This is a genomic window from Cyclobacterium sp. SOCE241, assembly GCF_056867545.1.
This window is the reverse complement of the sequence record NZ_CP149779.1, coordinates 5,100,884-5,114,076: the sequence shown is the minus strand read 5'-3', so window position 1 is coordinate 5,114,076 and position 13,193 is coordinate 5,100,884. Positions and strand designations below refer to the sequence as shown.

The following is a 13,193-nucleotide window of genomic DNA, read 5'->3' as shown; positions in this document are numbered from 1 at the left end:
GATTTATAATGCCCTTTCTATTATTTCAACCAATCTCCAACGTTTGTTCTTACTCAGCGGACGAGTCTCACTGATTTTAACCAAGTCTCCTTGCTTACAATCATTGTTTTCGTCATGAGCCATGAATTTGGTAGTTTTACCAACAAATTTACCGTAAATAGGGTGTTTTACTCTACGCTCTACCGCTACGGTTATGGATTTATCCATTTTGTTGCTAACTACCTTTCCTATTCTTTCTTTACGAAGGTTTCTATCTGTAGTAGCCATTTTGTTTCTTATTTAGCTAGTTGTTTGGCTCGTAAAAATGTATTCAACCTAGCAACCAAACGCCTTGATTCTCTTATTCTATTTGGATTCTCTATAGGGGATATAGCATGAGCAAAACGTAATTTTGTCAAGTTCTCCCTCTCCGCTTCAATGCGGGATTTTAATTCGCTCTCATTTAGAGCGTTGATTTCAGAATTTTTCATCAGCTTATGATCCAACGTAATCTCTACGTACGATAAATTTTGTACTTACAGGAAGCTTTTGTTGCGCTAATCTAAGGGCTTCCTGTGCAACTTCCACAGAAACACCGGTAGCTTCAAAAAGGATTGTTCCTGGCTTGATAACTGCCACCCAGTATTCAGGAGCTCCTTTACCTTTACCCATCCTTACCTCTGCAGGCTTTTTAGTGATCGGTTTATCTGGAAATATTCGGATCCAAACTTGTCCTTCCCTTTTCATTGCTCTTGTCATTGCAATACGGGCAGCTTCTATTTGTCTCGAAGTGATCCATCCAGGCTCAAGGGATTTGATGCCAAAATTACCAAAGGCCAAAGTATGACCTCTTTGGGCAATTCCTTTGATCCTCCCTTTATGCATTTTTCTAAATTTCGTTCTTCTTGGCTGTAACATGATTGCTCAGTTAAGGATTTTTAGTTGTTTCTTTTTCTTCTCTTAGCCCACCTTCTCTTCTTCTTCTGTTGCCTGAAGGAGCATTTCCTTTGGAATCATTGCTTAGCCCGGCATTTGGAGACAAGTCTCTTTTACCGTATACTTCACCTTTGAAAATCCAAACTTTGATACCTATTTTACCATAGACTGTTTGTGCTTCGGAAAGCGCATAATCCACGTCTGCACGAATGGTGTGCAATGGAATTCTACCTTCTTTGTACATTTCAGATCTGGCCATTTCAGCACCACCTAATCTTCCGGAAAGTTTAACTTTAATTCCTTCAGCTCCTACTCTCATGGTAGCAGCTATGGATTGCTTCATCGCTCTCCTAAAAGAAATCCTAGCTTCCAATTGCTGTGCAATGGATTCACCAACCAACTTAGCATCTAATTCAGGACGTTTGATTTCAAATATGTTGATTTGAATATCCTTATCTGTAATCTTCTTAAGTTCTTCCTTAAGCTTGTCTACCTCAGATCCTCCTTTACCAATAACTACACCAGGTCGAGCAGTTTGGATGGTAAGGGTAATCCTCTTTAGAGTCCTTTCAATAATTACCTTGGAAATACCTCCTTTGGGTATTCTGGCAAAGACGTACTTTCTGATATTCTGGTCTTCATAAAGCTTATCAGCGAAATCGCGTCCTCCATACCAGTTAGAGTCCCACCCCTTAATGATACCAAGCCTTAAACCAATTGGGTTAACTTTTTGTCCCATATTTTAGTTTACTTTTTCATTTGATTCAACAATATCAGCGGTAACATCTCCTTCTACGGAGTCTACTACTAGCGTTACATGATTTGATCTTTTACGGATTCTATGAGCTCTACCCTGAGGTGCAGGTCTAAGCCTTTTTAACATCCTACCTCCATCTACAGAGATGGTCTTTATATACAAATCGGCATCTTCAAGCTTTTCATCAGGGTTTTTCGCTTGCCAGTTGGCAATAGCGGATAACAATAATTTCTCAAGCCTGATAGATCCATGATTAGGCGTAAATTTCAAGATGCTTAATGCCTGACCAACTTTTTTCCCCTTACTAGATCCGCAACCAGACGCATCTTTCTGGGAGAGGTAGGAACATTGTTTAATTTTGCTATAGCTTCCATGATTATCTCTTTCCTTTATCTTTTTTGGCAATGTGTCCACGGAAATTCCTAGTAGGTGCAAATTCACCTAGTTTGTGTCCAACCATATTGTCAGTCACAAATACCGGGATAAACTTGTTTCCATTATGCACTGCAAAGGTTAGTCCTACAAAATCCGGAGAAATCATTGACCTCCTTGACCAGGTTTTGATCACAGATTTCTTCCCAGATTCGTTCATGACATCCACTTTTTTAACAAATGGTGCTCTATATATGGGCCTTTTTTTAACGAACGTGCCATGTTTACTTAGTTCTTCTGCTAATGATAAATTTATTGGAGTACTTTTTAGGCGAACGGGTTTTCTTGCCCTTAGACAACAAGCCTGTTCTAGATCTTGGATGACCACCTGAAGAACGGCCTTCACCACCACCCATTGGGTGATCTACAGGGTTCATCGCCACACCTCTAGTACGAGGTCTTCTTCCCAGCCATCTCTTACGACCGGCTTTTCCTAGTACTACATTCATGTGGTCACCATTTGAAACAGTACCAATTGTAGCTTTACATGAACCCAAAACTACTCTCATTTCGCCAGAAGGCAATTTTAGGGTAACGTATTTTCCTTCCCTAGCCAAAAGTTGTGCATATCCACCTGCACTTCTGGCCATGGCGCCACCTTTACCAGGCTTAAGCTCAATGTTATGAATGATTGTACCCAAAGGAATATCTTTCAAATACAAAGTATTGCCTACTTCCGGACTTGCGCCTTCACCAGTAATTACTGTCTGGCCAACTTCAAGTCCCTCAGGAGCAATCATATATGCTTTAGAACCATCCTTGTAAAACAACAAGGCTATCCTTGCCGTTCTGTTTGGATCGTATTCTATTGTTTTTACTACTGCAGGAATGCCTTCTTTATTTCTTTTGAAATCGACAATCCTAAGTCTTTTTTTATGTCCTCCTCCAAGATACCTGGAGGTCATTTTACCACTATGGTTCCTGCCACCGCTTTTCTTCAAAGGTGCCAAAAGGCTTTTCTCCGGCTTAGATGTGGTGATTTCATCAAATGAAGGCGCCACTCTAAAACGGGTACCAGGAGTTACAGGTTTTAATTTTTTAACTGCCATTGCTCTGATTCAATTAAATTTCTCCGTAAAAATCAATGATTTCTCCTTCTGCTACCTGTACCATTGCCTTTTTAAAAGTGTTGGTATAACCAGAAACAATCTTTGCTTTGGTGTACCTAGTCTTTTTCTTTGCAGCATAGCGCATGGTGCGTACTTCAACCACCTTGACACCGTACATTTTCTCTACAGCATCTTTTATTTGAGGCTTTTTCGCAGTTTTTTCAACTACAAATCCATATACCCCACGTTCATTCATGGCTGAGATCTTTTCTGTAATTAAAGGTCTTTTTAATATATCCATGATTTTACTTCGATAAAAGGGTTTCTAACTTACTTACTGCACCTTCGCAAAGAACTAAACTATCAGCATCAAGAAGTTCGTAAGTGTTTAACTCACTGAATACCCTTACTTTAGCTTTTTGTACATTCCTGGAAGACAAATAAACATTTGGATTATTTTCACCAACCACTAACAAAGTCTTTTTATCTGATAAAGATAATTTAGCCAATAAGTTGATGTAATCTTTGGTCTTAGGTGCATCAAAAACCAAATCTTCTAAAATTACCAAGCCGTTTTCTTTGGCTTTGTAAGTCAAGGCAGATTTTCTGGCAACCTGCTTCAATTTCTTATTTAACTTGAAAGAATAGTCTCTCGGTTTTGGTCCAAATACTCTTCCTCCTCCTCTGAAAATTGGAGATTTGATAGAACCTGCTCGAGCACTACCTGTACCTTTTTGCTTTTTAATCTTTTTGGTAGAACCAGCAATCTCGGCTCTTTCCTTAGATTTATGCGTTCCTTGTCTTCTATTGGCCAAATACTGTTTTACATCCAAGTATATGGCATGATCATTCGGCTCTATGGCGAAAATATCTTCAGAGAGCGTGATCTTCCTTCCGGTTTCTTCACCGGTTTGTTTTAATATTGCTAATTCCATCTTATTACTTCTCTAGAATCACAAAAGAATTTTTGGCTCCCGGTATAGAACCACTAACTAATAGCAAGTTCTTTTCAGGATATATTTTAAGTACTTTTAAGTTAAGTACTTTGACCCTGTTACCACCGGTTCTTCCTGCCATTCTCATGCCTTTAAAAACCCTTGAGGGCCAAGAGCAAGCACCGATAGAACCTGGATGACGTTGTCTGTTGTGCTGACCATGAGTGGCCCCACCAACACCAGCAAAACCATGACGCTTAACAACACCCTGGAAACCTTTTCCTTTGGATGTTCCTATGGCATCAATAAAATCGCCCTCAACAAAGATCTTGTCAGATACCACGGTTTTACCCATGTCAACCTGACCTTCGAATTCCACTCTGAAATCCCTAAACTCAACAACTTTCTGCTTTGGAGTTGTACCGGCCTTTTTAAAATGGCCGATTAATGGCTTAGGCGTATTTTTTCTTTACGCTCACCATAAGACAACTGTACAGCGTTGTACCCGTCTGTTTCAACATTTTTTACTTGCGTAACTACGCAAGGACCAGCTTCTATTAACGTGCATGCGACATTTCGTCCATCGGCACTAAAAATACTAGTCATTCCGATTTTCTTACCTATTATTCCAGACATCTTTGGATATATGATATACAATGATTCACAAGTGTATACACACCTGTCCCCTTTAAAGGATTGCAAAGTTAGCAATTTAATTTCAGGTAACAAACTGCAACATGAATATTTTCAAACAATTAGCTTAGTAAATCCGAGGGAACAGTTGAAAATTTCAAGTCGAGGAAAAATTAAAACAAAAAATTTGTTCAAAAAAAAACCTATACCGTTTCCGGTATAGGTTTTTTACTCGTATGAAGCAGTTAGATCACACCTTGATTTCTACATCAACTCCACTTGGAAGTTCGATTTTCATCAATGCGTCTACTGTTTTAGAACTATTAGAGTAGATATCAACTAATCTCTTATAAGTACACAACTGAAATTGCTCTCTCGCTTTTTTATTCACGTGTGGAGATTTCAAAACAGTAAATTTCTCTTTTTTCGTTGGAAGTGGAATAGGACCCACAACCACTGCACCTGTAGATTTTACAGCTTTCACGATTTTCTCTGATGACTTGTCCACCAGGCTATGATCGTATGACTTTAATTTTATTCTGATTTTTTGATTCATGTTCGATTATTTTAAGCCTTCTCCCCTTTTACTTTAGCAATAATAGCCTCGGCAATATTGTTAGGAACAGGGTCATAATGTGAGAAAGTAAGTGAGGCAGATGCCCTACCGGATGAAATGGTTCTCAAATCTGTTACATAGCCAAACAATTCTGACAATGGAACGGATGACTTGATCACAGAAGAAACACCCTTAGTATCCATTCCTTTCATCAAACCTCTTCTACGGTTTAAGTCACCTGTAACAGGTCCTGTATACTCTTCAGGAGTAACTACTTCTACAGCCATGATCGGCTCCAATAATTGAGGCTTACATTTTTTGGCTGCTTCTTTGAAACCTAATCTTGCTGCCATTTCAAATGACACTGCATCTGAATCCACATCATGGAAAGAACCATGAAACAACCTTACTTTCATCGCTTCAACAGGATATCCTGCCAATGGTCCATTTTTCATAGACTCCGCAAAGCCCTTCTGAATAGAAGGAATAAATTCTCTAGGAATTACCCCCCAACGATACCATTCACAAAATCCAATCCAGGCTTGATCTCTCCGGTTTCTTCATCTGCTTCTTTTGGTCCGAGTTCAAACACAATGTCTGCAAATTTACCTTTACCACCCGTCTGCTTCTTGTACACTTCTTTGTGTTCAACACTTGCAAAAAGAGCTTCTTTGTAAGCCACCTGAGGAGCACCTTGGTTGATCTCAACTTTAAACTCACGCTTAAGTCTGTCAATGATAATTTCAAGGTGAAGTTCTCCCATACCTCTCAGAATAACCTGACCTGTTTCATGGTCAGTATTTACATGTAGAGTAGGATCTTCCTCAACAAGCTTGGCTATCGCCATACCTAATTTATCAACATCTGCTTGTGTTTTAGGCTCAATTGCATAACCAATAACAGGCTCAGGGAAAGTCATTTCCTCTAGAATAACTTTGCTCTTCTCATCGCAAAGTGTATCTCCTGTTTTAATATCTTTAAAACCAACACCGGCACAAATGTCTCCAGCTTCAACCTTATCAATAGGGTTTTGCTTGTTAGAGTGCATTTGTAGCAATCTTGATATTCTTTCTTTTTTACCTGTTCTTGAGTTGTAAACGTAAGAACCTGAATCCAATTTACCTGAATATACTCGCATAAAAGCCAAACGACCCACAAATGGATCAGTAGCAATTTTAAATGCTAAAGCAGCAAAAGGTTCATCACTGTCCGGGTGTCTTAAAACAGCCTCTTCAGTATCAGGATTTGTTCCTTTTACTGGAGGTAAATCCAATGGTGAAGGCAAATAAGCCATCACAGCGTCCAATAGGGCCTGAACTCCTTTATTTTTAAAGGCAGAACCACAAAGAACAGGAGAGAAATCCATATTGATAACGGCCTTTCTAATGGCCTCCATCATTTCTTCTTTGGTGATGGAATCTTCATCCTCAAAGAATTTCTCCATCAATTCATCATCATAAGAAGCTACCTGCTCGATCAGACTTTGTCTGTATTCAGAAACAGTCTCTTTAAGATCTTCAGGAATATCAATGACCTTGTAAGTCATTCCTTGATCTTCTTCATTCCATACGATGGCCTGATTGGTAATAAGATCAACTACACCCTTGAACGAATCTTCAGCTCCAATAGGAATTTGAAGAGGAACAGGTTTAGCACCCAATTTATCTTTAATTTCAATTACGGCATTAAAAAATCAGCTCCCGCACGATCCATTTTGTTTACAAAGCAGATTCTTGGAACGTGGTATTTGTCAGCTTGTCTCCAAACTGTTTCGGACTGAGGTTCTACACCTGACACTGCACAGAACAAAGCTACAGCACCATCCAAAACACGAAGGGATCTTTCTACCTCTACGGTAAAATCCACGTGACCGGGAGTATCGATCAAATTGACCTGATAGTCCTTGGTGTTAGGTAAAGCCTGGCCCTGAAGGGTTGGATATTTCCACGTAGTGGTAGTGGCAGCAGAAGTAATGGTAATACCCCTTTCCTGCTCTTGCTCCATCCAGTCCATAGTAGCGGCTCCATCGTGTACTTCACCAATTTTGTGAGACAAACCAGTATAATACAAAATACGCTCGGAAGTAGTTGTTTTTCCGGCGTCAATGTGAGCCATTATACCTATATTTCTTAAATATTTTAAGTCTTTCTTAGCCATTGCCTATTAAAATCTAAAATGCGAGAATGCTTTATTGGCTTCCGCCATTCTATGCGTATCGTCTTTTTCTTTACAGCTGCTCCTTCTCCCTTAGAAGCCGAGATGATCTCTCCAGCCAATCGATCCATCATGGTTTTTTCACCTCTTTTTCTAGCAAAAGTGATCATCCACTTTATACCTAAGGAAATTTTCCGATCAGGCCTTACTTCCAAAGGTACCTGGAAAGTTGCACCCCCAACCCTACGACTCTTTACCTCTACAGCAGGAGTAATATTGTTAAGCGCTTTTTCCAAACCTCAAGACCATTCTCACCTACCTTCTCTTCTACTTTGCCTATGGCATCGTAAAAAATTCTGTAAGCAATACTTTTCTTACCATCCACCATTAGACAATTGACAAACCTGGTGACCAAAGTGTCATTGAATTTGGGGTCAGGAAGAATATACCTCTTTTTTGGTTTCGCTTTTCTCATTTTATTCTGTTATTAAATTATGTTATTTTTTAGCGGCCTTTGGTCGCTTAGCCCCATATTTAGAGCGGCCCTGCTTACGGTCTTTTACACCTGCAGTATCCAATGCTCCTCGAATAATGTGGTATCGAACGCCAGGTAAATCTTTCACCCTTCCACCACGGATCAACACAATCGAGTGCTCTTGAAGGTTGTGACCTTCTCCTGGGATGTAAGCGTTGACTTCTTTACCATTGGTCAATCTAACCCTAGCCACTTTTCTCATGGCAGAATTAGGCTTCTTTGGTGTAGTAGTGTACACACGGGTACACACACCTCTCCTTTGAGGACATGCATCCAAAGCCCTTGACTTGGATGTGCTCTCAAGAGTGGTTCTACCTTTTCTAACTAACTGTTGTATAGTAGGCATTAATAGATAAATTAATTAATCTGCTTTAAACTTATAAAATTTGGATTGCAAAGGTAACCAAATCAATAAAACAAACAAAATTAAGGAGTTATAATTTCTATGACTCAAATCAACTATCTCCTAGATTTATTGATTTATGAAAACTTTTTCTTATGCTTCTCCCAAAGTTCCTCCAAAGTTCATCGGAAAATGAGGAGCATCTTTTCCTCCTTCAATTTTCCCAAAGGCCTTTTCATACTTTTCAATATTGTCTTTAAGCGCCTGTAATAGACGTAAAGCATGGTCAGGAGTCATAATAATCCTTGATTTCACCTTTGCCTTAGGTATTCCCGGCATCAAACGAATAAAATCCACCACAAACTCAGAGTTCGAATGGGCTATCATTGCCAAATTAGAATAAATACCTTCAGCAATCTCATCAGTAAGCTCTATATTGATTTGCTGCTTTTGCTGCTGCTCTGTTTTTTTATCATCTTCCATAGCGAATGTCAAATAAGATAAAAAAAGGTCTGCTCCAAAAAGCAGACCTTTTGTATTTAGGAATTATTTTTTATTTAATTGCCTCGCGAACTTTCTTGCTTCCCGCCTCTTTCTCTGCAGTCAACACCTCATATTCTTCTTTTGATCCTACAATCAAATTATTGAATTTTCGCTGTCCTGTTCCTGCAGGTATAAGGTGACCAACAATCACATTCTCTTTAAGTCCAAGCAACTCATCTCGCTTACCTCTGATCGCAGCCTCACTAAGTACTTTAGTGGTTTCCTGGAAAGAAGCAGCAGAAATAAAGCTTTCTGTACCCAAAGATGATGCGGTAATCCCTTGCAAGGTTGGTCGGGAAACTGCTGTTTGTGCATCCCTAACTTGTACCAATTTAAGGTCCTTTCTCTTCAGACTTGAATTCTCATCTCGCAATCTTCTTGCATTGATAATCATTCCCGGCTTCAAAGTATTGGAATCTCCAATTTCAACCACAACCTTCTTGTCAAGAATCATGTCGTTTTCCTCACGGAAAGCCCATTTGTCTACAATCTGATTTTGTAGGAATCCTGTATCACCGGCATCCAGTATCTCTACTTTTTGCATCATTTGGCTTACAATCACTTCAATGTGCTTGTCATTGATCTTCACACCTTGTAAACGATATACCTCTTGGATCTCATTTACCAAATATTCCTGCACCGCAGTTGGTCCTTTGATTGACAATATATCATTTGGAGTGATGGCTCCATCTGAAAGTGGCTCACCTGCTCTGATAAAGTCATTCTCTTGAACCAAGATATGCTTAGAAAGGGATACCATGTATCTTTTCTTAACTCCATCTTTGGACTCAATAAAGATTTCACGGTTACCTCTTTTGATACCTCCGTATTGTACAACACCATCAATCTCAGACACTACAGCCGGATTGGATGGGTTTCTAGCTTCAAAAAGCTCGGTAACTCTAGGTAGACCACCGGTAATATCTCTTGTTTTACCAACAGATCTAGGAATCTTCACAAGAATTTGTCCTGCTTTCACATCTTCGCCTTTTTCTACTGAAAGGTGAGCTCCCACCGGAATGTTATAAGACTTGGACTCATCACCATGCTCTACAACTACAGCAGGGTTTTTCGTTTTGTCCTTCGTATCGATAATTACTTTTTCTCTATAGCCTGTTTGATCATCAGCTACCTCTTTATAAGTAATGCCTTCAAGGATCGCCTCAAAATCTACCTTACCGTCAAACTCAGAAAGAATCACAGCATTGTATGGATCCCAAGTACATAATGAATCTCCTTTAGCAATCTTCTGACCATCTTTAACATTCAAGATGGCTCCATAAGGAACGTGATTTGAAACCAAAGTTTTTCCGGATTTCACATCATTGATCTTGATTTCTCCAGATCTACCCATTACAATGGATACATCATCTCCATCTTTGTTGGTAGTTTTGATCCATCGTAGCTCTTCTTCGAACTCTACAATACCATCAAACTTAGAATTGATGTTGGCTTCTACTGAAATATTGGAAGCCGTACCACCAACGTGGAAGGTTCTTAGGGTCAACTGGGTACCCGGCTCACCGATAGACTGAGCGGCAATCACACCAACTGATTCACCTACTTGAACAATATTTCCTGTGGTAAGGTTACGGCCATAACATTTACAGCATACCCCTCTTCTGGTCTCACAAGTCAATACAGAGCGTATTTCTACTTCCTCTACTGCAGACTCATCAACTTTCTTGGCTATATCATCTGTAATTTCTTCACCTGACTCAATGATCATCTCATCTGTCAAAGGATCAATTACATCGTGAACGGCTATCCTACCAACAATACGCTCAGATAATGGCTCAACAATCTCATCGTTGTCTTTCAAGGCTTGTACTACAAGTCCCCTCAAAGTACCACAATCTTCTTCAGATACGATCATATCCTGAGCTACATCTACCAGCCTCCTTGTTAGGTAACCGGCATCTGCAGTTTTAAGAGCTGTATCAGCAAGACCTTTACGAGCACCGTGGGTGGAGATAAAGTATTCCAATACATCCAATCCTTCCTTAAAGTTAGAAAGAATCGGGTTTTCAATAATCTCACCAACTGAGCCTTGAAGGTTTTTCTGCGGTTTGGCCATTAGCCCACGCATCCCACCAAGCTGCCTGATTTGCTCTCTGGAACCACGAGCTCCTGAGTGCATCATCATGTAAATGGCGTTGAAACCTTGGTTATCCTCTTCCATCTGACGCATTAGAATATTTGTCAGATTAGAGTTCGTTCTTGTCCAAATATCAATTACCTGATTGTATCGCTCATTATCAGTGATCAATCCCATCAAGTAGTTGTTCCAAACCTGATCTACCTCTGTAGTAGCTTTAGATATCAATGGATCTTTTTCATCAGGAATAATCACATCATCAAGTCCCATTGAAAGTCCTCCTTTGAAGGCCGTCTGGAAACCTAGGTGTTTGATATCATCCAAGAATTGCGCTGAACGAGCAATTCCACAAATTTTAACCACTTCAGCAATGATTTGTTGAAGTTTTTTCTTGGTCAATAATTCATTAACGAAACCTACTTCCTCCGGAACAAATTGGTTGAAAATAAGTCGACCGGCTACGGTCTCGATTAACTCTTCAACAAGTGAACCATCTTCTTTTCTAACCTTAACTTTACATTTAATGTAAGCATGTTTAGAAATGGCTTGCTCATTTAGGGCAATCAAAACTTCCTCCAGACCATAAAAGGTCATGCCTTCTCCTTCTACTTTGTTTTCCTCAGTTGACCTCATTCCTTTGGTCACGTAGTATAGTCCCAATACCATATCCTGAGAAGGTACGGTAATTGGTGCACCATTGGCCGGGTTAAGGATGTTATGCGAGGAAAGCATTAAAGTAGAGGCTTCCAGAATGGCTTCATGCCCCAAAGGCACGTGAACAGCCATTTGATCACCATCAAAATCCGCATTAAAGGCAGTACATACCAGTGGATGCAGTTGAATCGCTTTACCTTCAATCAATTTAGGTTGGAAAGCCTGAATACCTAACCTGTGCAAAGTTGGGGCACGGTTTAGCAATACTGGATGGCCTTTAAGCACATTTTCCAAAATATCCCAAACGACAGGATCCTTCCTGTCTACTATTTTCTTAGCCGATTTTACCGTTTTTACAATACCTCTTTCAATCAGTTTTCTGATAATAAAAGGCTTGAAAAGTTCGGCAGCCATATTTTTCGGCAATCCACATTCATGCAGTTTAAGCTCAGGCCCAACCACAATCACAGAACGTCCGGAATAATCAACCCTTTTTCCTAAAAGGTTTTGACGGAACCTACCTTGTTTACCTTTCAACATATCTGAAAGGGATTTCAAAGCCCTGTTCCCGTCAGACCTTACGGCATTGACTTTCCTTGAATTATCAAACAAGGAGTTTACAGCTTCTTGAAGCATTCTTTTTTCATTCCTAAGAATTACTTCCGGAGCTTTGATATCAATCAGTCGCTTAAGCCTGTTATTTCTAATAATAACCCTTCTGTAAAGGTCATTCAAATCAGATGTAGCAAACCTACCTCCATCAAGTGGTACCAAAGGACGTAGTTCAGGTGGAATAACCGGCACCATGCGCACAATCATCCATTCTGGCCTGTTCTCTATTCTTGTCCTGGCATCTCTAAATGCTTCAACTACCTTCAATCGCTTCAATGCTTCAGCTTTTCTTTGCTGAGAAGTATCTGTAGCGGCTTGGTGTCTTAGGCTGTAAGATAGGTCATCCAAATCTAGTCTTGCCAACAACATCTCTAGGGCTTCAGCCCCCATTTTGGCAATAAATTTATTTGGATCTTCATCATCCATCATTTGGTTTTCCTTAGGAAGCTTGTCCATGATGTCGAGGTATTCATCCTCAGTAAGGAAATCCAAGTATTGTAATCCATCATCGGCTTTAATACCGGCGTTGATTACTACATACCTTTCATAATAAACGATTTGATCCAGTTTTTTTGTAGGCAATCCCAATAGGTAACCAATCTTATTGGGAAGGGACTTGAAGTACCATATGTGGGCAACAGGAACAACCAATTCTATATGGCCCATGCGCTCCCTACGTACCTTCTTTTCGGTAACTTCTACTCCACATCGGTCGCAGATAATTCCTTTATACCTAATGCGCTTGTATTTCCCACAATGACATTCCCAGTCTTTTACGGGCCCGAAAATTCGCTCACAAAACAATCCACCCATTTCAGGCTTATAGGTTCTGTAATTGATCGTTTCAGGTTGTGTAACCTCACCATGCGAACTGTCCAAGATGGACTCAGGTGAAGCCAAACTAATGGTGACTCTGGAAAAGTCGTTGTTTAGTTTTTTATTTTTTCTGAACGCCATAGTTTTTATGTGTAATTGAA

General features: G+C 39.8%; 10 protein-coding genes and 6 pseudogenes. All 16 read right to left on the bottom strand.

What is annotated here, in order from left to right; translation table 11 throughout:
• Positions 1-3 precede the first annotated feature (3 nt).
• The 16 genes and pseudogenes from rpsQ to rpoC all read right to left on the bottom strand — a co-directional run bounded on the left by rpsQ (position 4) and on the right by rpoC (position 13,173).
• A complete protein-coding gene (rpsQ, locus tag WG932_RS25955; RefSeq protein WP_014020630.1) occupies positions 4-267 on the bottom strand; it encodes a 30S ribosomal protein S17 in 264 nt (87 codons plus the stop codon).
• 8 nt (positions 268-275) lie between these two features.
• Positions 276-470, bottom strand: a complete 195-nt coding sequence (gene rpmC / locus WG932_RS25950) for a 50S ribosomal protein L29 (protein WP_014020629.1) — start codon at positions 468-470, stop codon at positions 276-278.
• A 4-nt stretch (positions 471-474) separates the two neighbouring features.
• Positions 475-897 carry a 50S ribosomal protein L16 gene (gene rplP, locus WG932_RS25945; RefSeq protein WP_014020628.1) on the bottom strand — a complete coding sequence of 141 codons (423 nt, stop codon included), beginning with the start codon at positions 895-897 and terminating at the stop codon, positions 475-477.
• A gap of 20 nt (positions 898-917) precedes the next feature.
• A pseudogene (rpsC, locus tag WG932_RS25940) lies at positions 918-1,654 on the bottom strand (30S ribosomal protein S3).
• Positions 1,655-1,657: 3 nt separating this feature from the next.
• A pseudogene (rplV, locus tag WG932_RS25935) lies at positions 1,658-2,046 on the bottom strand (50S ribosomal protein L22).
• Between the two features lie 2 nt (positions 2,047-2,048).
• Positions 2,049-2,326, bottom strand: a pseudogene (gene rpsS, locus WG932_RS25930) (30S ribosomal protein S19).
• A 2-nt stretch (positions 2,327-2,328) separates the two neighbouring features.
• A complete protein-coding gene (rplB, locus tag WG932_RS25925) occupies positions 2,329-3,153 on the bottom strand; it encodes a 50S ribosomal protein L2 (RefSeq protein WP_014020624.1) in 825 nt (274 codons plus the stop codon).
• Between the two features lie 13 nt (positions 3,154-3,166).
• Positions 3,167-3,454 (bottom strand): 50S ribosomal protein L23, encoded by a 288-nt coding sequence (gene rplW / locus WG932_RS25920; protein ID WP_014020623.1) that lies wholly within the window; start codon positions 3,452-3,454, stop codon positions 3,167-3,169.
• A 4-nt stretch (positions 3,455-3,458) separates the two neighbouring features.
• The gene (rplD, locus tag WG932_RS25915; protein ID WP_014020622.1) at positions 3,459-4,088 is read right to left on the bottom strand and encodes a 50S ribosomal protein L4; all 630 of its coding nucleotides are present in this window, start codon (positions 4,086-4,088) and stop codon (positions 3,459-3,461) included.
• A gap of 4 nt (positions 4,089-4,092) precedes the next feature.
• Positions 4,093-4,724, bottom strand: a pseudogene (gene rplC, locus WG932_RS25910) (50S ribosomal protein L3).
• A gap of 247 nt (positions 4,725-4,971) precedes the next feature.
• A complete protein-coding gene (gene rpsJ / locus WG932_RS25905; RefSeq protein WP_014020620.1) occupies positions 4,972-5,277 on the bottom strand; it encodes a 30S ribosomal protein S10 in 306 nt (101 codons plus the stop codon).
• An 11-nt stretch (positions 5,278-5,288) separates the two neighbouring features.
• Positions 5,289-7,434, bottom strand: a pseudogene (gene fusA, locus WG932_RS25900) (elongation factor G).
• 6 nt (positions 7,435-7,440) lie between these two features.
• Positions 7,441-7,906 (bottom strand): annotated as a pseudogene (rpsG, locus tag WG932_RS25895) (30S ribosomal protein S7).
• Positions 7,907-7,928: 22 nt separating this feature from the next.
• Positions 7,929-8,312, bottom strand: a complete 384-nt coding sequence (gene rpsL, locus WG932_RS25890) for a 30S ribosomal protein S12 (protein WP_014020617.1) — start codon at positions 8,310-8,312, stop codon at positions 7,929-7,931.
• A gap of 150 nt (positions 8,313-8,462) precedes the next feature.
• On the bottom strand, positions 8,463-8,792 hold the full coding sequence (locus tag WG932_RS25885) for a DUF3467 domain-containing protein (RefSeq protein ID WP_014020616.1): 330 nt from the start codon (positions 8,790-8,792) through the stop codon (positions 8,463-8,465).
• A gap of 70 nt (positions 8,793-8,862) precedes the next feature.
• Entirely contained in the window at positions 8,863-13,173 is a 4,311-nt protein-coding gene (rpoC, locus tag WG932_RS25880; RefSeq protein WP_483085880.1) for a DNA-directed RNA polymerase subunit beta', read from the bottom strand.
• Positions 13,174-13,193: the final 20 nt, after the last annotated feature.

What these genes read in the sequence shown, in the direction of transcription:
- rpsQ (WP_014020630.1), bottom strand. Translation starts at nt 267, where the DNA reads ATGGCTACTACAGATAGAAACCTTCGTAAAGAAAGAATAGGAAAGGTA.
- rpmC (WP_014020629.1), bottom strand. Translation starts at nt 470, where the DNA reads ATGAAAAATTCTGAAATCAACGCTCTAAATGAGAGCGAATTAAAATCC.
- rplP (WP_014020628.1), bottom strand. Translation starts at nt 897, where the DNA reads ATGTTACAGCCAAGAAGAACGAAATTTAGAAAAATGCATAAAGGGAGG.
- rplB (WP_014020624.1), bottom strand. Translation starts at nt 3,153, where the DNA reads ATGGCAGTTAAAAAATTAAAACCTGTAACTCCTGGTACCCGTTTTAGA.
- rplW (WP_014020623.1), bottom strand. Translation starts at nt 3,454, where the DNA reads ATGGATATATTAAAAAGACCTTTAATTACAGAAAAGATCTCAGCCATG.
- rplD (WP_014020622.1), bottom strand. Translation starts at nt 4,088, where the DNA reads ATGGAATTAGCAATATTAAAACAAACCGGTGAAGAAACCGGAAGGAAG.
- rpsJ (WP_014020620.1), bottom strand. Translation starts at nt 5,277, where the DNA reads ATGAATCAAAAAATCAGAATAAAATTAAAGTCATACGATCATAGCCTG.
- rpsL (WP_014020617.1), bottom strand. Translation starts at nt 8,312, where the DNA reads ATGCCTACTATACAACAGTTAGTTAGAAAAGGTAGAACCACTCTTGAG.
- WG932_RS25885 (WP_014020616.1), bottom strand. Translation starts at nt 8,792, where the DNA reads ATGGAAGATGATAAAAAAACAGAGCAGCAGCAAAAGCAGCAAATCAAT.
- rpoC (WP_483085880.1), bottom strand. Translation starts at nt 13,173, where the DNA reads ATGGCGTTCAGAAAAAATAAAAAACTAAACAACGACTTTTCCAGAGTC.